Origin of the sequence: Bacillus sp. ISL-34, from assembly GCF_018613325.1 — a bacterium.
Lineage (GTDB): Bacteria > Bacillota > Bacilli > Bacillales > DSM-1321 > Peribacillus.
In genome coordinates this window covers 31200-52262 of the sequence record NZ_JAGGQJ010000025.1, presented here as the reverse complement: position 1 = coordinate 52262, position 21063 = coordinate 31200, and the positions used below count along the sequence as shown (strand labels likewise).

Genomic DNA, 21063 nt, shown 5'->3' with positions numbered 1-21063 from the left:
GGTATAGGAAGGCGGGGATGAAGTGAGCGGCCAAATAAAAGAAACAAGTATGCAGATTACGGGCATGACTTGCGCTGCCTGTGCTAACCGAATTGAAAAAGGGTTAAACAAAATGGAAGGCGTTGAGGAAGCCACCGTTAATTTGGCTCTTGAGAAATCGGTCATTAAATATGATTCGGAAAAATTAAGCAACAAGGACTTTGAAAAGAAAATTCAAGATCTTGGTTATGATGTAGTAAAAGAGAAAAAGGAATTTACGATTACTGGCATGACCTGTGCTGCCTGTGCTAACCGAATTGAGAAAGGGTTAAATAAGTTGGGTGGGGTAAGCATGGCCAATGTGAATCTTGCGCTCGAAAATGCGACCGTCGAATATGATCCATCCGAAGCCTCCCCAGCTGACATCATTCAACGGGTGGAGAAGCTGGGGTATGGGGCGGTCATCAAGGAAGATAATACGGAATCCGTGGATTTCCGTCAAAAAGAAATTCAAAAACAAAAGAATAAATTCATCTTTTCGGTCATATTATCTTTTCCATTGTTATGGGCGATGGTAAGCCATTTTAGTTTTACTTCGTTCATCTATATGCCTGATTTCCTCATGAATCCTTGGGTGCAAATGGCTTTCGCCACCCCCGTGCAATTTCTGATTGGAAAGCAGTTTTATGTTGGGGCTTATAAAGCCTTGAAAAATAAAAGTGCCAATATGGATGTATTAGTCGCAATGGGAACTTCCGCTGCCTATTTTTACAGTGTTTATCAGGCGATCATTTCAATGGGATCCCATCACAATACGGCACAGCTTTATTTCGAAACTAGTTCGATTCTTATCACCCTCATTCTATTAGGAAAGCTGTTTGAAGCAAAAGCAAAAGGACGTTCTTCCGAGGCCATCAAAAAATTGATGGGGCTTCAGGCCAAAACGGCATTGGTTTTAAGGAATGGGGAAGAACGGGAAATACCACTTGAAGATGTCATCGTAGGGGATACGATTTTGGTGAAGCCGGGTGAAAAGATACCTGTCGATGGAGAAGTAGTCGAAGGGAACTCTGCCGTCGATGAATCCATGTTAACGGGTGAGAGCATTCCGGTGGATAAAACAAACGGGGATACTGTAATCGGTTCAACATTGAATAAGAATGGGTTTCTCAAAATGAAAGCCACAAAGATCGGAAGGGATACAGCTCTTTCTCAAATCATCAAAGTGGTTGAAGATGCTCAAGGTTCCAAAGCTCCGATTCAACGCCTTGCTGACCAAATTTCAGGTGTCTTCGTTCCCATTGTTGTCGGAATCGCCCTTCTAACTTTTCTGGTTTGGATGATATGGGTTAACCCTGGAGAATTCACACCGGCTTTTGAAGCAATGATTGCAGTGCTAGTCATAGCCTGTCCATGTGCTTTAGGTCTGGCAACTCCTACATCCATCATGGCAGGATCAGGTAGGGCCGCCGAATTCGGCATTTTATTTAAAGGCGGGGAGCACTTGGAAACCACACACCATATAGATACGGTCATTTTGGATAAAACGGGAACAGTGACGAATGGCACCCCAGTGTTGACCGATGTCCTCATCGAGAATGGTATGGAGGAAGAACGGTTTTTATCTCTAATCGGCGCAGCTGAAAAACAATCTGAACACCCTCTTGCGCAATCGATCGTTCAAGGAATTCAAGCAAGACAGATATCACTTGCTGTGGTTGAGGAATTTGAAGCGATTCCTGGTTATGGGGTGAGAGCGGTAGTGGATCAAAAAGAGTTATTCGTCGGAACGCGTAAATTGATGAATCAAAATAACGTCGATATTACTAAGGCGCTAACAGCGATGGAAGAACTTGAAGAGCAAGGGAAGACTGCAATGCTCGCCAGCATTGAAGGGGTATATGCAGGACTCATTGCCGTTGCGGATACGATAAAAGATACCTCGCTTACGGCGATTAAAAGGTTAAAAGAAATGGATATCCAGGTCATCATGATAACCGGGGATAATCAAAGGACAGCAAATGCCATTGGGAAGCAAGTCGCCATTGACCATGTGATTGCAGAAGTCCTTCCTGAAGGGAAAGCGGAGGAAGTGAAAAAACTGCAGGCCGCCGGGAAAAGAGTGGCAATGGTCGGAGATGGGATAAATGATGCTCCCGCGCTGGCACTAGCCGATATAGGAATGGCTATAGGAACCGGGACGGACGTAGCCATGGAAGCTGCCGATATCACTTTGATCAGGGGGGATTTGAACAGTATTGCAGATGCAATCCTCATGAGCAGGAAAACGATGAGAAATATCAAACAAAACCTATTCTGGGCTTTTGCCTATAATGTAATCGGAATACCAATTGCCGCAATCGGACTGCTTGCCCCGTGGTTAGCGGGTGCTGCCATGGCCTTCAGTTCTGTATCAGTCGTATTGAATGCACTTCGCCTTCAACGGGTAAAGCTCTAAATATAATGAGAGCATTGGTACTGATTGAATATAACCATGCCACGAACGTTTGGATTTTCATTCCATAAAATAAAAGCCGATGATTCCTTGGCAAAAGGATCATCGGCTTTCATCTGGATGAGCGGTTCTTTAGTATGTTTACAGCGACCTTTAATTGATGTTCCGTCGAGGTAGCCATGCCGAGCTTATTTTAAACAGTAAAATACATAATCTATAGGTGCGCCACGCTCGCCTTGTTGATGGAGCATCGCTGACACATTACCGCGATGATAAGTCCCATGATTTACAACATGATGGATGAGGTCGGCAAGTACAAACTCACACTCCCCCATTTTGGGATGTTCGGTTATAATGGTCCGTTCAAGATCAGGCTGTGAAGTAAGAAAATTGTCATATTCCTTTGCAAGTTCATCATAGCAGGATTCAAGTTCATTTATTGAGATCCCGTCCACTTCTTTCCGCCGCTGTTCAACTTTCTTAAAAGTTTCTTGAATTGTGCTTCCTTTCATTATCTCCAACCAGGTAATATCTGTTGCGTAAAGGTGAACAAGGACTTCCTTGATGGATGGAAAGACACTTTTTATCGTGTCGCCATAGACTCTGTCCGGTAATTGGTTTAAGTTTTGGAACACTTGCTGATTCGCCCAAACGTGGTAATCATACATTTTCTTTGCACGGTTACTTTCCATTTTTTCACTCCTTCAATCGTTACATTTACTTTTCGACATAATTTAAAGAATACCTTTATCAAAAAGCTGCTTCCTTAGTTCCCATACTTATCTTTGTTTAGGATTTTATGTTCAGTTACTAATCCAGTAACCTTCTATTGATAAACACGTACACAATTGTTAAAAGTACTAATATGGCCAGTATAAGAATAGTGCCTTCATGAGGATAGTCGATCATGCTATTTATAACGATTAATAAGCCTAACGGAAGAAAAAAGCCACCGCCTGTCACCTTCCCCAATAATGTCTTATTGTTAATTTTCTTTTCATTAAATCCAACTAACAACCACGTTTGTTTTTTGATTCCCACTAAAAAGGAAACCCATACCAAAGCTATACCGATAATCAATAAACCATAGTCCAATCAAACACCTCCCAAAGTGAAATTTTGTTCCTATTAATTTTACGATTGTTAATTACAAAAGTTTCCTTTTTTCAATAAAAGCAACATTCATCAGCACAGCGTGATTTTGATAATGAGGTGGAAAAATTAGAAGGTATCTGATAATTTGTCCATGCAAATGCCTCGTTTTATACATACCATGATAAAAGATACTATCCTACTATTGTTTTTACGTTTGATTACCATCAATTTTGCGTTCACCACTGATAAGGGGGTCTATCTACTTTTAATATTATTGCAGTAGAGCCAGAGGGTCTCAAGTAGGGAATCCACAGAAATGAAGTAATAATAAAGGTGAAAATGGATAGTTATGCACCAATTGTCAATCAGGGATGGATAGCATAAACAGAGATTAGAAGTACGGTTAATCATGCGAACAACCAGAAAAGCTGGCAAGGTCAAAGAACATGATATTACAGAAGTTGTGTTTCAGATTGAAAAACACAACCTTTTCCTTTTAAACTCATGAGATTCTTGATAATGCTAGCGAAATAATTTGTTAGAAAAATAGAACCGTCATTAATTCCAATCATGAATGGCAAGCGGTTTTATTCTTCAACTGACGGGGCTGATTTTTGGAACCCAGGAGTGTGAAAATTCGCTTTATTTTAAAATATTGTTAATAATAAAAATAATAACTCTTATCGAGAGGTGGAAATATGAAAGCAGATGCCGTTTTTGAAGGTGGGGGGGTCAGGGGAATTGCTTTTATTGGAGCGATTCAAGCAATGGAAGAGGAAAAAGTCGAATGGGAAAGACTTGCTGGGACATCAGTAGGAGCAGTAATAGCTACTCTTTTGGCTAGTGGCTATAAAAGCCATGAAATTAGAGAACGGTTTAGTGAAATCAATTACTCAAAGATTCGAGGCAGGACAATTTTGAATCGAATTCCCATTTTGGGCTTCTTTTTGGAACTTATGGTTCATCTTGGGATTTACAAAAACGATTATTTGGAGACATGGGTGGATTCTCTTCTTTCAGAAAAAGGGATTAAGACATTCGCGGATCTTCCAGATGGAAAGTTGAAGATAATTGCTTCTGATGTTTCGAATGGGCAGATGCTTATTTTTCCAGATGATTTGGACCGCTATGGGATGTCTCCTGCTGATTTTAAAGTTTCAACTGCCGTAATGATGAGTGCCTCTTTACCATTTTTCTTCCGTCCGGTTATTTGGAAATCAAAAGACCGGAAAAAATCCTACATTTTAGATGGTGGTTTACTTAGTAACTTCCCAATATGGATATTTGATACAGACAATCCTCGTTTTCCAACATTCGGATTCCATTTTGTGAAAGATGAAGTTAACATAGATGCGGTTATACCAACGCCAATCCACCTTTTCAAAAATATATTTAAAACGATGCTTCAAGCCCATGATTTACGACATATGAACGAAGAAACGATTGAACGCACGATTCAAATTCCTACTGGCGGCATCAACGCAACGGATTTTGAACTGAATGAGGATGAAATCTACTTTCTCTATCAATCAGGCTATACTTCTGCAAAAGAATTTTTGTCGAATTGGGATTTTGAACAATATAAGGTCAAACGCATGCAAAGAGTAAAAAATAAGTAGGAGAAACATTACGCTATCGTTTCAAAAGGGTGAAAGAGGGGGACAAGGAGCTGTTACAATGGCTCTTTTTCTTATTGAACTAACGAACAATAGTTTAATATGAGGCATAATTGTTGTCTTGAGCTTCTTAAAAGAAATAATTGGAATTACGAAATCATAAAAAATTAATATAAGATATTATTTTAGAATTTTTTAAATGAATAAACGGAAATCAAAGAATAAAAGAAGAAAACAACGTTTGGAAGAAAAAAATATACCATACATGAACTCCCTTACCTGATTCAGGAGTGGATTTTATCGAACAAATCGTTTCGCTATAAATTTTTTAGATATTCAATAACAGATCCTAAAAGGAGAAGAGGTAGGAGTATCTCAATGTCACAGTGAGGAATGGACGATGAGCCAGCCCTTCATTCCTCTTTTAAAAATACTGTATTCGTAGTAAATGTACGAAGGGATGGAATTTCCACAACAAATAAAATAGTATTCCGGGTGCTTTCAGGAAGTAGTGGAAGCTCCGTTAACCATCACGGCTTCCATTAAGATTTAGTAATATCAATAGAAAAGTGGATTCAGTAGCGCCAAGCGAACAATTAATGTCTCACTTATCTGGTAAACTACATGCTGCTTTATCAGGTATGTCTATGGCCATCCCTCATGATTAGGGGCGCTCGCTTTTTCTATCAATTTTCCCCACTTGGCATAAAACATTTACTAGGAATATAATCCTGAAAATAAGAATAAAGATTGACAATCACACATCCCCATAATACGATTCTTTACAGAATAAAAAGAAAATTCTTTTTATGTTTTTGCCACAAAATCAAAACCTAGTTCTATATTATAAAACAAAAACCTCCTTGTATATACATATTCTCCAAGCGTGAACTCTGGCTTTTTCTTATTTTGGAAGCGCTGCCATTTACGGCGTTTTATATAACAAGGGGGGATAAGGTATGGAAGCAAGAATGGAAACAAAGCAAGAAAAGCCATTAAATATTGGCCGGAAATTTCGCTGGACCGTCGTCATCTGGTTATTGATTGGGGGAATTATCAACTATCTAGATCGGGCCAACCTATCCATTGCAGCTCCCGAAATGATGAAGGAACTTGGACTTAGCGTGACCGAAATCGGGTTATTGGGAACCTTTTTTTCTTGGAGTTATGCATTGATGCAGCTTCCTTCCGGCTGGCTGATCGATCGGTTCGGGACCAAAAAGGTGTATACAATCGCGCTTATTTGGTGGAGTGGTGCGACCATTTTAACGGGAGCCGTTCATAAAATGGGTTCATTTATTGCTGCACGGATTTTACTTGGAGTGGGAGAAGCACCGTGTTTTCCGACGATGGCTAAGATCACATCGTATTGGTTCCCTAAAAAGGAACGAGGCTTGGCAACTGGAATTTGGGATTCTTCGTCCAAATGGGGACCAGCCATTGCACCGCCAATTCTCGTTTTCATTATGGTGACTTTTGGGTGGAGAGCGCTGTTTTATATAACGGGTGTGATCGGCATCATCTTCGCGATCGGTTTTGTCATTTTTTATAAAAATCCTGAAAAAAGCCAAAAACTTTCCAAGGAGGAATTTGAATACATTAAGTCCGAAGGTGGTGGAGTGGAGCAAGGCATTCAATCATCTAAAATAAAATGGGGTTCGTTATTTAAATATCGAAGCGTGTGGGGGATGATTCTGGGCTTCTTCTGTACCATTTGGATCTGGAATATTTTCCTTGTCTTCCTTCCTCTTTATTTGTTTGATGTTCATCATGTCTCACTTAAAGAAATGGGTATATATGCTGGTATTCCTTGGCTTGGCGGAATCTTTGGCAATATTTTCGGAGGATATCTTACTAAAAAATGGGTTGACAAGGGAATTACTACACCTATTAAAGCAAAGCGTGCCTTAATTAGTATATGTGCCATCTCGGCCGCTATTGTTGTATGTGCAGTTCCACTTGCCAAAGGGCTCGCCATTACCTTAACATTACTGACCCTTGCTCTTTGTTTTATTTCTGCCATTACAGGCAGTGCGTGGGCACTTGCCGGTGACATTGCCCCTCCTTCTATGGTTGCTTCCGTAGGTGCAATTCAGAATTTTGGCGGTTATTTTGGTGGAGCCTTTTCCCCTGTTGTTGCAGGCATGATAGTGGATGCAACTGGTTCTTACTCTCTTGCCTTCATATCTGGCGGTTTAATCGCCGGATGCGCCGCAATCTGTTATTGGTTTATTGTAAAACATCCTATTCAAGAATAGTGTAACCGAGGAGGATATAAATTGATGCCAAAAGTGTATATAGCAAGACCAGTACCGGCCGAGGTAGAGGCATTCATTTCGAAGTATTGCCAGTATGAAAAATGGAACGGCCCTGAACCCATTAACAGAAGCCAGCTGTTAAAGCAAATTTCCGATGTGGAGGGACTGCTCATCACCGGAGAAAAAATAGATGACGAATTTCTGGACCATGCACCATGTCTAAAGGCTGTCAGCAATATCTCGGTAGGTTACAACAACTTTGATTTAGAGGCAATGAAAAAGAGAAGGATAATCGGTACGAATACTCCTGATGTTCTCGATGAAACCGTGGCCGATTTAACTTTAGCCTTAATGCTCTCAGCAGCCCGTCGAATACCGGAACTGGACAAGCTTGTAAAGGATGGCAATTGGGGAAATAAAGGCGATGAACCCCTTTTTGGTGTTGATGTTCATGGAAAAACATTGGGCATCATCGGTATGGGGAGGATTGGTGAATCTATTGCAAGACGAGGCAAATACGGTTTTAACATGGACGTTTTATATCATAATCGGCGAAGAAAATCAGAAGTGGAGGAAACGCTCAGTACAACCTATTCCTCTTTAGAGCACCTTTTACGGGAAGCCGATTTCGTTGTTTTAATGGTCCCTTATACTCCGGAGACGAGGCATCTTATGGGAAGGGAGCAATTCGCACTGATGAAAAAATCCGCGATCTTTATTAATACTTCCCGCGGTCAGACGGTGGACGAAAAGGCCCTCATTGAAGCACTGCAAAATAAGGAAATCCTTGCAGCCGGTTTGGATGTATTTGAACAGGAACCCGTATCGCCTGACAATCCGCTTTTAGCCATGCCGAACGTGGTTACCCTGCCGCATATAGGTTCAGCTACTCTCAAACACGTTTTGATATGGCCATGCTTGCGGCGAAGAACCTCGTTGCAGCCGTTACTGGAAGGGAGGTAAGCAATGTTGTCCCTGAATTAAAAGGATTTCAGTCACTAAAATAGTGAAAAATCATTAAAACGGCGGATACATTAGGTTGCCGATGACAATTTACAAGAATAGTTGATATTTGAGAACTCACACCATTCATAAACTTAGATGAGATAGATTGTTGTTAAATGCAGCACATAAAAGAAAAATTCGATAAAAGGCATCCATTCATTTTGAACTAGTTTATACTTTAGTGCTAATGGGAGTATTAACATTAATGGGGGGAAAATCCATTGTAGGTATCTCCTTGAAAAATCCTATCTTATGGTTCGTTTTATTATTGACAATAGTTGATATGACTTTAAGATATAGGAAAATTAATGCTTAGAAAAAGCTCCTTTAGAAATTGTGGCATTCCGGGGCAATAAAAAAAGAGCCAAATGGCTGCTGTTTTACATTAATATTGTCTCAGACTCAAAAGCTTTAGGAACAATAGAGGAGCTTTATTATTTTTTTAAACCAAACGAAGAAGCCTTAATAGCTTCTTCGTTTGGTTGTTTAAGTATTCCCTTATTTCGCAATAAATCAAATCGTATAATCTTTTCCATTAATACTCTTCAGCAAGGATTTTATTAATTCTGCGTACCTTTCATCCATGTCTCATAGCTCGGCTTAGAGATCTTTTTCTGCAATTGTACTTTAACTAGGGAGAATATATCTTTATCGCCCAATTGAGTATGTAATGTCACATCTTCTAACGGTTGTACAGCTTCTTCATCCGGGCTTAAATGATCTATTATTTGAGTGACACGATTTAATTCATGTTGCAGTGAAAGCTTAAGCTCTAGTAGCTCCTTTATTAAAATATCTTGGATTTATCATTTCTATCCATTGTACGCCCCCTTGATGTCTGGTTATCTTTCTATTATAAAGTCTTTTTTGTTCTGGTCCTATGACGAATTCTACACGAAATAAAACGTTGAAAACTAGACTAAGCAGCATTAGGTAAGAAGGGATGATCATTTCATTAAATATTAAAGAAAAATTAATCTAAGAGTTCAAGAAAAAAAGAATACGAGGTGTTTTAGTAAGGGAAATGTGCTGCATGAATCGAGTGGTGACTAATAAAAAGAATTCCGGAATAATACCAAGTGATAGTTCTTGCAGCTAACATGATTGAATGAAGTTAGAAAGATCAAGTCACGCTTCATTCCAGTTTTTAAACATATTCTAAACCATTTGGCTCTTTTTCATGCCCAAGTAAATTCAACAGTTCATCTAGTTCCAGGCTTTTATGTAATGTTTTTGGGGCAGTAAATCCATATATCAATCCAGCAGCTATTAGTTCTTTCCTCAATATCTCAATTTTTTCATATAATGCTTCCATACTCTCCAATGCAAAATCCCTCAAGTACTTTCATTTTTTGTTTTGAAACTATTATTACATAAATTAGGATGCTTTTAAACCGAAAGTGAGTATTCACTTATGAAATATTATTAGAGCATTCGAACAAGTTGGGAATTTTGAGTTCCTGGAAAATGTACAAGGAATCATAAAGGATGGATTGGATTTCTATAAGATTCTTCAATTTTTTTATTGTAAAAATAGTCCATGGAAGTTATTTGTAACGATTAAATAAATGATTCATGAAGAGAACTAGGCTGAAAGACTGTCGTTATATGTAAAAGTTTGTAGGGCTATGTAAATGTTTGAGTGAATCAAAATTCTTTTTGTATTCAATGGGTACCATAAGTCCTGTATGGAAATTCCTAATTGGGCATTTATTGATTTACACTTCTTCATACACCTTTAAAAATGGACTTCTATACTTGAATCAGATTCAAATAATAGGAGGGAAAGATCAATGAATAATGAAAGAGCAATGGATGATTTAATTAAGAATTGGAGCGAATTAGGTAAGAATATGGACCGCCGAAACTTTATCCAGGGAGCAAGTAAGCTCGCCGGACTTTCATTAGGTCTTGCCCTTGCCCAATCAATGGGCGGGATTGAAGTGAATGCTGCCCCGAAATTCAGTGATTATCCATTTACTCTCGGTGTAGCTTCAGGTGATCCGCTCTCGGACAGTGTAGTTTTATGGACAAGGTTGGCACCTGATCCGTTGAATGGCGGAGGAATGCCAAAAGAAGCCATTTCCGTTAAATGGGAAGTGGCAAAGGATGAGAATTTCAGAAAGATTGTCCAGCAAGGCAAGGAAATAGCCAGGCCGGAACTTGGCCACTCCGTTCATGTGGAAGTAAGCGGGTTAACACCTGATAAGGTCTATTTTTACCGTTTTAAAAGCGGAGGGGAAGTAAGTCAGACTGGGAAAACGAAAACACTTCCGCCAATAGGTTCAAGTGTTTCGAGCTTGTCATTCGCGTTCGTTTCATGCCAGCAGTTTGAGCACGGTTATTATACGGCCTATAAACATTTGGCAAAAGAAGATCTGGATATTGTCTTCCACCTTGGCGATTATATATATGAATATGGACCAAATGAATATGTTTCTTCTACAGGTAATGTCCGTGTACATAGTGGTCCGGAGATCATTACACTTGAGGATTATCGAAATAGATACGCACAATACCGCTCTGATACCCATTTAAAAGCGGCACACGCTGCTTTCCCGTGGGTAGTGACTTGGGATGACCATGAAGTTGAAAACAATTATGCAAATGTCATCCCGGAAAAGGGACAATCGGTAGAAGCATTCATCAAGAGAAGGGCCGCCGCCTATCAGGCTTACTATGAGCATATGCCCCTTCGTAAATCGTCTTTGCCTAAGGGAGCGGATATGCGGTTATACCGAAATTTCACATATGGCGATCTAGCCTCTTTCTTTGTATTGGATTCCCGTCAATATCGGGATGATCAGGCAAACGGCGATGGAAGTTCACCGCAAACGCCTGAATCACTTGATCCGAAACGGACATTGCTAGGTCCAGAGCAGGAACAGTGGCTAACTGACAATCTATCAAAATCAAAAACGAAGTGGAACGTTCTGCCGCAGCAGATTTTCTTTGCACAACGGAATTATGGAACACCAACCGCTCCCAAATTCAGTATGGATTCCTGGGATGGTTACCCGGCTGCACGCGATCGTTTAATTGATGTAATCAAAAGAAACAACCTGGAAAATCTGGTCGTGTTGACCGGAGATGTACATGCAAGCTGGGCAGCCAATTTAAAGGCGGATTTCGATGATCCAAATTCAAAGATTTTCGGTGTGGAGTTTGTCGGAACTTCCATCACATCTGGTGGAAATGGTGCGGATAAGCGTGCGGATACGGATAAAATACTAAGTCAGAATCCACATATAAAGTTCTTTAATGATTACCGGGGATATGTCCGATGCAAAGTAACACCAGAACAATGGAAGGCTGACTACCGTGTAGTCCCATTCGTGACAGAACCGGGAGCGGATATATCGACAAGAGCATCCTTTGTTTTTGATAAGGATCAAACAGGGCTGCGAAAGGTTGCATCAGCAGCGGTTATGGAAGGTGTACAAAAAACGAACGAAGTCGAGGAAGATCGGACACGTGCCCATAATCGCGCACATGAAAAACAAAGATTACAAAAACAGGGAAAAGTCACTAATTGATAGATAGCGTAGGGAAATGTGAATGGAAAAAATACTATAAATATGATTGGAGTGAATAAGAATGCTTTCAAATATAGGAATACCCGGTTTGGTGATCGTCCTCGTAATTGCACTGATTATTTTTGGACCGTCCAAGCTGCCGGAAATAGGCCGTGCATTTGGCCGGACATTGTCCGAATTCAAAAGTGCAACAAAAGGATTGGTGAATGATTCTGAAAAAGACGATGAAAACGAGAATAAAGCCGCATTAAGAGCTGTAAAAAAAGAGGGATGAAGTAAATGAATTATAGCGGGCGGTAAGACTCGCCTGCTTCTTTTCATGAGAAGATTTCGAGGGGAAGTGCTATTTGCAATAGTGCAAGAAAATATTTAAAAAGGAGGAGTGAAAGTGGAGAGTAAGGATTTACACGTTATTGAGCATATGGAGGAACTCCGAAGCAGAATCATTAAAACACTGATAGGTTTTTTGGCTTTTTTCATAGTGAGTTTCATATTCGTACAGGATATATATGAACTGCTCATTAAGGATTTGGAAGGAAAACTTGCCGTGCTTGGTCCGAGTGATATCCTGTGGGTATATATGATAATCGCCGGTGTTTGCGCAATAGCTGCAACGATTCCGCTGGCAGCCTATCAGTTATGGCGCTTTGTGGCTCCAGCGTTGAAACCGGAAGAGAGAAGAGTTACATTTCGATTCATACCCGGTCTGTTCATTTTATTCATCACAGGTATCTCATTTGGATATTTTGTGTTGTTTCCAATAGTGCTGGGTTTCCTCACTTCCCTATCGGCCGGGCAGTTCGAGATGATGTTCACAGCGGAAAAGTATTTTCGGTTCATGATAAATTTGATCTTACCTTTCGGGATTTTATTCGAGATGCCGCTAGTGGTCATGTTCCTGACCAGATTAGGAATCATCAATCCAACAGTGTTGAAAAAATCTCGTAAGATTTCTTATTTCTTACTGGTCATCATCTCGATCCTGATTACGCCCCCAGATATAATTTCAGACATTTTGGTTATCGTCCCTCTGCTTGTGCTCTATGAAGTGAGTGTGCAGCTGTCCAATATGGTTTATCGAAAAAGGCTTATGAAAGATGAGACGGCTTTACCTGTAACATGAAAAGGATAATCGCAAGAAACATTTCTTAGGAAATAGTTAAAGTTGAGGGGTATACCCCTCAACTTTTTTATTGCGATATAATACTTGATGGGAATAATTAGGGGACTTGCGTTTGCGTTTCCTTCTTACATAAATGCTTTTCTTATTTATTTTGTCAGGTTTTTTAATCTCGGACTAAGTCTATTGAAGCGAGCATTATAAGATGCTTTTTCCTTGTACTACCCTGTGGGATGTCATATTCATTCAGGTAAATCAAAGTTTCAAGGTAATCATAAGTTACATAAGTTGTACAAAAAATCTTCATTGCTTAAATGTTTATATGGTAAACATGACATCTTCAGGTTTTAAGGGGGATGTTTTATTTTATTTATTAGAAGGAGAGAGGATTCTGGTTAGCGAATTATTGTAAACACTTGAACAAAAATAAAACATTCTTCGTAAAAAGATTCAAAAATATCGAAAGGAGAAAGGTTCGTAAAAATTGGAGTAAGGGATGAATGGGGATCGTATGGTTCAAGTATAAATATATATTTAGGGGGGAAAGCATAATCAAAATATCGAATGGGATGGTGTGAAGTTTATGAAGGATTTAATGAAAATTATCGCAGGAAACATTTCCATGACCTTTGCCTATGCATATTTAATCGTTCCGAATGAAATTATCAATGGCGGGGTAACCAGCTCGGCATTATTATTGAATGCATTATCGGGTTATAACATTGCCATGCTAGCCAATTTCGTTACAGGTTTACTGTTAATCATTTGTTTAGTTTTTCTAGGGAAAGAGTACTTTTTTAAGTCGATTGTAAGTTCGCTTAGCTATATGGTTTTTTTTAATTTCTTTTATTCATTGAATATTAATTTTGATATAAATATCGCTTTAGTGATTATCATTTCGTCGATATTGATAGCGATAGGATATTATTTATGTATTACAGCAAATGCCTCCACTGTTGGCTTTGACGTGATCGCCTTAATTCTACATCATAAAAATGAAAAAATAGATATTGCAGCGACAATAAGGATTATTAATCTTATCGTACTGATATTGGGCCTTCTTGTTTATGGTTATATATCGATTGTTAAAGGAATTGCGTTTACATTGCTTTTTTCATACCTTTTAAAGAAAATGCTGGATAGGAAGCAGAAGGCCGTAAAGTCAGCAGTGGAAGGTGTGTTGGATGAAACCTCCAAGGTCAAAAAAGTAAAATGAAACAATTTGCAGACTAACTGGACACCATTTGTTGTATTTAAAAATCATCATTTCGTTATCTAAATATTCTGATTTTTGAATTGACTTTAAAAAAATCAGAGTGTATTATACACATAGAAAGTGGTACTAACATCATGACGTAGTGATGTTATATCCGCTTCGAATTTCAAAATAGCCTTAAGGAAGGAGGAATAGTGATATAGAATCTTAAGTTCATAGCGTCATCTCCTGTGTTGTTTTTTTAAAATGCCATGTTTCCAAGTTCCCACTATCTTTGTGAAAGTGTAAAGGACAGGCAGCTAAAAAGCCTTGTTTTTACATTCAAGTAGCAATTATGTTAGTTGATTCCCCAAAATATTGAAAGTTGGTGGAGGGTATGAAACATCAACAGGAAGAACTGAAACCAGGTCTGAAACAAAGACATTTAACGATGATATCTTTGAGTGGTGTCATAGGTGCTGGTTTATTCGTAGGAAGCGGTATCATTATTGGTCAAACGGGCCCCGGGGCGATATTATCATATGTTTTGGCAGGCTTGATCGTTGTTTTAGTCATGAGGATGCTTGGGGAAATGGCCACAGTGAATCCCAATACTGGATCTTTTGCCGTTTATGCAAGAGAAGGGATAGGTGAATGGGCCGGTTTTACAACAGGTTGGTTATATTGGTTCTTTTGGGTTATCGTAATTGCTTTGGAAGCAACAGCTGGAGCAGCAATCATACACAGCTGGCTTCCTTCCGTTCCCGTCTGGGTTATAAGTCTATCATTGATCATCCTATTGAAACTGACGAATATTTTTTCCGTAAAATCGTTTGGTGAGTTCGAATACTGGTTTTCAATCATTAAAATAATCAGTATCATACTATTTTTGTGCCTGGGTGTGGCAGTGATATTAGGGTTTATCCCAACGATAAAACCACCTGGTGCTTCCAATCTTTTGAATTTTGGCGGTTTTATTCCGAACGGGCTAAGTTCTGTGCTTGTTGGCGTCGCCATTGTTTTTCATGCATTTGTTGGAGTGGAGATTCCAGCGATTGCCGCGGGTGAGACCAGTGATCCGGTAAAGTCAGTTAGAAGTGCATTGAATAGTGTGGTCTGGCGAATCCTGATTTTCTATATTGGGTCCATCGCCATACTAGTGACGCTATTACCCTGGAATTCGGCTTCTTTGCTGAAAAGTCCATTTGTTGCCGTACTTGAAATGCTGGGGATCCCTTCTGCTGCCCTGATCATGAATATAGTGATTCTCATTGCATTGCTATCCTGTTTGAATTCGGGATTATATACGAGTTCACGCATGTTATTTTCACTTGCACAAAAGGGCGACGCTCCAAAGGTATTTTCAAAAGTGAGCAAGAACGGCGTTCCTATATTTGCTGTAGTAGGCTCTACTTTATTTGCCTTTATCAGCACCATTTTCAGTTATGTTTCACCTGATAAAATCTTTTTCTTTTTAGTGAATTCCTCAGGTGGAGTCGGAATCCTTGTTTATCTGGCCATAGCGGTTTCCCATCTACGATTAAGGAAGAGAATGGAGAAAGAGAATCCTGGAATTTTCAAGATCAAGATGTGGTTATTTCCGTATTTGACTTATGCAACCATAATTTCCATGATTTCCGTGTTAATATTAATGGCCTTTATCGATTCACAGCGTCCACAGTTTATCTTTACCATGCTATTTAGCTTGATCGTTATCTGTTCATTCTTTTTCATTCGGCGAAAAAAAGCGAAGTATATGGAGAATGAATTAAATATTGTTTCTGGTTCCCCTAATTCTGAAAAGTTATAGCTTTGGCTCTATACCATTTTAAGGAAATGCTTCGTTTACTTCTATGGAACTCCTCAGACAAAATTCTTCAATCACTAATCAGCTAGAATATGATTCCCATAGAATAAGAGAGTTGTGCCAATAAGTGCTTGGTGACATCTGTCTTTTATAGCATGAAGGAGGGATTATGTTGAATGGTTTCCGTGTTTTAACTTATGGGGTTGTCCTTTGTGCCATACTGTCGGGCTGCAACATTTCAGCTGAACCGGACGAGGCTCAACAAGAAAAAAGTCCAGTCATGAATGAAAATCCTGATTCAAATACGGGTGAAACCCAAAATGAAGAGGTTATTAAAAAAGGTGTCGGCGATGTGATTCAATCCATAAAAGGATTGGAATCAGAAATAAGTACAGGGGCGGCTTCAGGGAAAATACAAGAAATGGGAATAGAGATCAGTTCTACTTGGGATTCGATAGAAAAGCAAGTGGAAGATGAATACCCCGATTGGTATGAACGGATTGAAAAAAACCTTTACCCATTAATTGGGGAGTCCGGGAATCCGGATAAGGACCTTGAAGAGATTAAACGACTCTCTGAAGCTACTAAAGAAGATCTGCAGTTATTTTTGGAAGAAGTGAAATGAATTCTCTTTATACCCGGGTTATCACCATAAGGAGGGGAGCATAGATTGGAAAGTGCAAAAGAATGCAAAGAGGTTCAGGCAGTGATATTTGATTGGGCAGGAACGACGGTGGATTATGGTTGTTTTGCGCCAGTCCAGGCATTTGTCGAGATATTCAGGGTTAGCGGGATAGATATTACCATTAAGGAAGCAAGGGAACCTATGGGTTTATTGAAAATGGATCATATAATGGAACTTCTGAAAATGAAACGAATCTCCAATTTATGGATTGCTAAATTTGGGAAAGAACCGGACGAAAGTGATTTAAAATCATTATATAAAGACTTTGAGGCTTTGCTTTTTAAGGTTCTCAAGGAGAATGCCAAGCCAATACCAGGCGTAATTGAATTAGTCAGCCGTTTAAGGCAGCAAGGAATAAAAATCGGCTCGACTACAGGGTATACTCGTGAAATGATTGATGTTGTTAAAGAAGAGGCGGAAAAATGGGGCTATCAACCAGATTCCATCGTTGCGTCCACCGAAGTGCCTGCAGGAAGGCCTGCCCCTTGGATGTGCTTTAAGACGGCGATGAATCTCCAAGTGTATCCACTAAGCAAAATCGTTAAAGTCGGCGATACGATCAGTGACATCAAAGAAGGCATTTCTGCGGGAATGTGGACTGTTGCCGTATTGAAAGGCGGCAGTGAAATCGGCCTTTCAGAAGAAGAAATCAATGAAATGGACCCATATGATCTGCAAAAACGGATGAAACATGCAGAAAATCGTTTTTGGAATGCAGGTGCCGATTTCGTAATTGATGAAATTGGTGATTTATTGGAGATCATCGATAGGATCAACTACAGATTGACAGAAAAAAAGGATATATTTATTGGTTAAAGAAGATTCAAATACATGAGTTAGTGACTATAATGGTCAAATATTTTAAATAAATTCGAAATATTCTATTTATTCATTGACTGTTACATCCAATGGTAGTATTATACATCATATAACTGGTACGGACGTCGCAACGTCATTATCAGAAATAATATAATTAAGGAGAATGTGCTATGGTCGAAACAAAAATGTTAAGAGGTACAAAAGTTAAAATGACACCAAGTGAAGCCATCGTTGAAACATTAGTGGCCGAGGGAGTTAAACATATCTCGGGAATTTTGGGATCTGCTTTCATGGATATGCTTGATTTATTGCCAACTGCAGGCATTCGTTTCATTGGTGTCCGCCATGAACAAAGTGCAGCACATATGGAAGATGCCTATTGTCGGGTCTCCGGGGTTGCTGGAGTTGTCATCGGGCAAAACGGACCTGGAATGACTAATATGGTCACCTCTGTTGCAGCGGCCAATCAAGCTCATACTCCTATGGTGGTCATATCACCTTCAGCTGGTACACCAACGGTTGGATGGGATGGTTTTCAAGAATGTGATCAGGTTTCCATCTTCAAGGCAATCACGAAAGAAACGGTTAGAGTGACACACCCAGGCCGGGTCGCTGATTGCCTCAGGACAGCATTTCGGATTGCCTATGCCGAGAGGGGACCGGTTTTATTCGATATCCCCCGCGATTACTTCTATGGTGAAGTGGAAGATCAAATACTTCAACCACATCAATATCGCGTAGATGAAAGGGGCTGCGGTTCTTCTGCATCCTTGGATAGAGCGGCTGAAATTTTAGCTGAGGCTGAGTATCCTGTCATCATTTCCGGTAGGGGAACGGTTGATTCAGATGGCATTGAGGAAATTAAGAATATTGCAGAATATTTAACAGCTCCGGTAGCTGTCTCCTATATGCATAATGATGCCTTTCCTGCTGATCATCCATTGTCAGTCGGCCCAATCGGTTACATGGGTTCAAAGGCTGCCATGAATACACTTAAGAAAGCGGACGTCATATTGGCGGTCGGTACAAGATTATCGGTATTTGGAACGTTACCATGCTATGACATTGATTATTTCCCTAAAGATGCGCAAATCATCCAAATAGATATTAACCCAAGGCAAATAGCGAGGACGCACCCTGTGGAAGTCGGGATCATCGGAGACGCCCGTGAAGCGAGCCATGAAATCTTGAAACGGTTGAAGGCTAGTAAACCTAACCTAAAACAAGAAAAAAAGCGGATGGTCGAAGTAACGAATGAAAAACAAAAATGGGAAGAAGAATTGGTGAGACTTGCGATGATTGATGGAACGCCAATCAATCCGCGCCGAGCCCTTTTGGAATTGACTAAAGTGTTGCCTGAAAATGCCATCGTTACTACAGATATCGGTAATGTATCTTCAACTGCAAACGCTTACTTGAAGTTCAACCAGAGCCGCAGGCATATCGCTGCGCTTACATTCGGGAACACGGGATTTGCTTACCCATCCGCACTTGGTGCCAAGTTAGCTGAGCCGAATACGCCTGTATTAGCCATTGTTGGCGATGGCGCGTGGGGCATGAGCTTACATGAAGTGAGTACGGCCGTTGAAGAAAACATACCGGTCATTGCATGTGTCTTCAATAATAATGCATGGTGTGCAGAGAAAAAGAATCAGGTCGATTTTTATAATAACCGTTTTGTAGGGGCTGATATTCAAAATCCCGACTTCGCAGAAGTTGCCCGATCAATGGGTGCTGTTGGTATTAGAGTCGAAAAACCTGAGGAGTTAGGCGCTGTCATTGAAGAAGCAATAAAATCAAACAAACCGACTGTCATTGATATACAAGTCGATGGAACACAATTGGCTCCGCCATTTAGAAAAGATGCATTAAAAATGCCTACTAGATTATTAGAAAAATATTCTCATTTAGATCATAAAAACTGGGATAAATAATGGTGTAAAAAAGAGTGATAAGACAGGTGCGATAACTTGAATTTGGGTCATCGCACCTCACCAATTTGCTCATGAAGATCTGTAACAGCATGGGAACTTAACTTAATGCATTCAATGAATAATAAGGGGGTTTCAAAAGTGAAGATGGAAACTGAAACGAAAGACCTTGTTCAAATGGATAAAGACCATTTATGGCATGCGATGCATCGCTATAATGAGAAGGATGCTCCCATGATGGCTACAGAAGGATCCGGCTCATGGTTCACGGATACTAAAGGTGATAAATATTTAGATGGGGTTTCCGGTTTATGGTGCTTGAACCTGGGTCACGGACGAAAAGAGATCGCCCAGGCAGCATATGAACAAATGATTAACTTATCTTACTTCCCATTAACATTGAGTCATAAGCCGGCAATTGAATTATCTGCAAAAATAAGTGAGCATTTAAAGGGCTCCTATACAACGTTTTTTACGAACAGCGGCTCTGAGGCGAATGAGACAGCTTTTAAAATAGCCAGGCAATATCATTCCCAAAATGGCAATCAGGGTAAATACAAATTCATCTCTAGGTACAGAGCTTATCATGGCAATACTTTTGGCGCGCTAAGCGCAACCGCACAGGCAAATCGGAGAGTGAAATATGATCCGGCGGTTCCAGGTTTCCTGCATGTGCCACCGCCATACAGTTATCGCAGCCCGTTTGGGGAAAACGTTGAAAACTCCGATTTGCTTGCAGCTGAATATATCGATCAGGTCATTAACTTTGAAGGGGCTGAAACGGTAGCCGGTGTTATTCTTGAACCATTCATCTCTGGCGGCGGGGTCCTTATTCCTTCGAAAGAATACTTAACGAGGGTTTCGGAAATCTGTAAGAAGCATGATGTTCTTTTAATTGTGGATGAAGTCGTTTCAGGTTTTGGAAGAACCGGAAAAATGTTTGGGTTCATGCACTCCGATGGAGTTCAACCGGATATTGTAACAATGGCAAAGGGTTTGACCAGCGGTTATCTTCCACTTGGAGCAACGGCAGTGAATTCCAGGATTTATGAGAAATTCAAAGAGAACGGAAATTTAAATCATTTCAGGCATGTGTCAACATATGGAGGCCACCCTGCATCTTGCGCCGTTGCCCTAAAGAACATTGAAATCTTGGAAAATGAAAAAATCGTTCAGCGGGTATCTGATCTTAGTGAATCGACACTAAGTGAGCTATTTGAATTGACAGCCCTGGATAAAGTAGGGGAAGTTCGGGGAGTTGGGTTTTTATATGGCATTGAATTAGTGGAAGATAAAAAGAAAAAAGCGCCTGTTTCCGATGAGTTCATGGGTAAAATAATCGGGGCATGCAAGGAAAAGGGTCTTATCATCGGACGTAATGGTGATACTGTTCCTGGATATGGAAATGTATTGATCATTGCACCGCCTTTATCTTCGACCGTTGAAGATTTACGCTTTGTCATAGAAACGGTTAAATCCGTTTTATATGAATTATGCTAACCAAAAAGAAGATTAGCTTTAGGGTGCTATATTTATAGACGAAAAATGAAGATGGGCATGAT

The 21063-nt window shown here is 40.0% G+C and carries 15 protein-coding genes and 1 pseudogene; 13 read left to right on the top strand and 3 right to left on the bottom strand.

Annotated elements, in window-relative coordinates; all coding sequences use genetic code 11:
* Positions 1-49 precede the first annotated feature (49 nt).
* A complete protein-coding gene (locus J7E52_RS17600) occupies positions 50-2437 on the top strand; it encodes a heavy metal translocating P-type ATPase (RefSeq protein ID WP_214749715.1) in 2388 nt (795 codons plus the stop codon).
* Between the two features lie 185 nt (positions 2438-2622).
* Here the strand turns inward: J7E52_RS17600 and J7E52_RS17595 are convergent, their stop codons facing one another.
* A complete protein-coding gene (locus J7E52_RS17595) occupies positions 2623-3126 on the bottom strand; it encodes a DinB family protein (RefSeq protein WP_214749259.1) in 504 nt (167 codons plus the stop codon).
* Positions 3127-3244: 118 nt separating this feature from the next.
* Positions 3245-3529 (bottom strand): DUF3784 domain-containing protein, encoded by a 285-nt coding sequence (locus J7E52_RS17590; RefSeq protein WP_214749256.1) that lies wholly within the window; start codon positions 3527-3529, stop codon positions 3245-3247.
* Positions 3530-4227: 698 nt separating this feature from the next.
* Between J7E52_RS17590 and J7E52_RS17585 the strand changes: the two genes are divergently transcribed.
* The 3 genes and pseudogenes from J7E52_RS17585 to J7E52_RS17575 all read left to right on the top strand — a co-directional run bounded on the left by J7E52_RS17585 (position 4228) and on the right by J7E52_RS17575 (position 8410).
* Positions 4228-5148 (top strand): patatin-like phospholipase family protein, encoded by a 921-nt coding sequence (locus tag J7E52_RS17585; protein ID WP_214749254.1) that lies wholly within the window; start codon positions 4228-4230, stop codon positions 5146-5148.
* Between the two features lie 956 nt (positions 5149-6104).
* On the top strand, positions 6105-7403 hold the full coding sequence (locus J7E52_RS17580) for an MFS transporter (protein ID WP_214749251.1): 1299 nt from the start codon (positions 6105-6107) through the stop codon (positions 7401-7403).
* Positions 7404-7424: 21 nt separating this feature from the next.
* Positions 7425-8410 (top strand): annotated as a pseudogene (locus J7E52_RS17575) (2-hydroxyacid dehydrogenase).
* 1145 nt (positions 8411-9555) lie between these two features.
* On the opposite strand, the gene J7E52_RS17570 reads toward J7E52_RS17575, so the two are convergent.
* Complete coding sequence (locus J7E52_RS17570) at positions 9556-9723, bottom strand: aspartyl-phosphate phosphatase Spo0E family protein (RefSeq protein WP_214749249.1); 168 nt, start codon at positions 9721-9723, stop codon at positions 9556-9558.
* A gap of 478 nt (positions 9724-10201) precedes the next feature.
* Here J7E52_RS17570 and J7E52_RS17565 point away from each other — a divergent pair, with 478 nt between their 5' ends.
* The 9 genes from J7E52_RS17565 to J7E52_RS17525 all read left to right on the top strand — a co-directional run bounded on the left by J7E52_RS17565 (position 10202) and on the right by J7E52_RS17525 (position 21001).
* Positions 10202-11944 carry an alkaline phosphatase D family protein gene (locus J7E52_RS17565; RefSeq protein WP_214749246.1) on the top strand — a complete coding sequence of 581 codons (1743 nt, stop codon included), beginning with the start codon at positions 10202-10204 and terminating at the stop codon, positions 11942-11944.
* A gap of 61 nt (positions 11945-12005) precedes the next feature.
* The gene (locus J7E52_RS17560; protein WP_214749243.1) at positions 12006-12218 is read left to right on the top strand and encodes a twin-arginine translocase TatA/TatE family subunit; all 213 of its coding nucleotides are present in this window, start codon (positions 12006-12008) and stop codon (positions 12216-12218) included.
* 147 nt (positions 12219-12365) lie between these two features.
* Positions 12366-13067, top strand: a complete 702-nt coding sequence (gene tatC / locus J7E52_RS17555; RefSeq protein WP_286197880.1) for a twin-arginine translocase subunit TatC — start codon at positions 12366-12368, stop codon at positions 13065-13067.
* A gap of 580 nt (positions 13068-13647) precedes the next feature.
* Positions 13648-14280: a YitT family protein gene (locus tag J7E52_RS17550; protein WP_214749237.1), complete on the top strand. Its 633-nt coding sequence runs from the start codon at positions 13648-13650 to the stop codon at positions 14278-14280.
* Between the two features lie 376 nt (positions 14281-14656).
* Entirely contained in the window at positions 14657-16069 is a 1413-nt protein-coding gene (locus J7E52_RS17545; protein WP_214749234.1) for an amino acid permease, read from the top strand.
* Between the two features lie 166 nt (positions 16070-16235).
* Positions 16236-16691 carry a hypothetical protein gene (locus J7E52_RS17540; protein WP_214749231.1) on the top strand — a complete coding sequence of 152 codons (456 nt, stop codon included), beginning with the start codon at positions 16236-16238 and terminating at the stop codon, positions 16689-16691.
* A gap of 45 nt (positions 16692-16736) precedes the next feature.
* Positions 16737-17567, top strand: coding sequence for a phosphonoacetaldehyde hydrolase (gene phnX, locus J7E52_RS17535; protein ID WP_214749228.1), 831 nt, complete (start codon positions 16737-16739; stop codon positions 17565-17567).
* 173 nt (positions 17568-17740) lie between these two features.
* The gene (gene xsc / locus J7E52_RS17530) at positions 17741-19504 is read left to right on the top strand and encodes a sulfoacetaldehyde acetyltransferase (protein ID WP_214749225.1); all 1764 of its coding nucleotides are present in this window, start codon (positions 17741-17743) and stop codon (positions 19502-19504) included.
* A 144-nt stretch (positions 19505-19648) separates the two neighbouring features.
* Positions 19649-21001: an aminotransferase gene (locus J7E52_RS17525; protein WP_214749712.1), complete on the top strand. Its 1353-nt coding sequence runs from the start codon at positions 19649-19651 to the stop codon at positions 20999-21001.
* Positions 21002-21063: the final 62 nt, after the last annotated feature.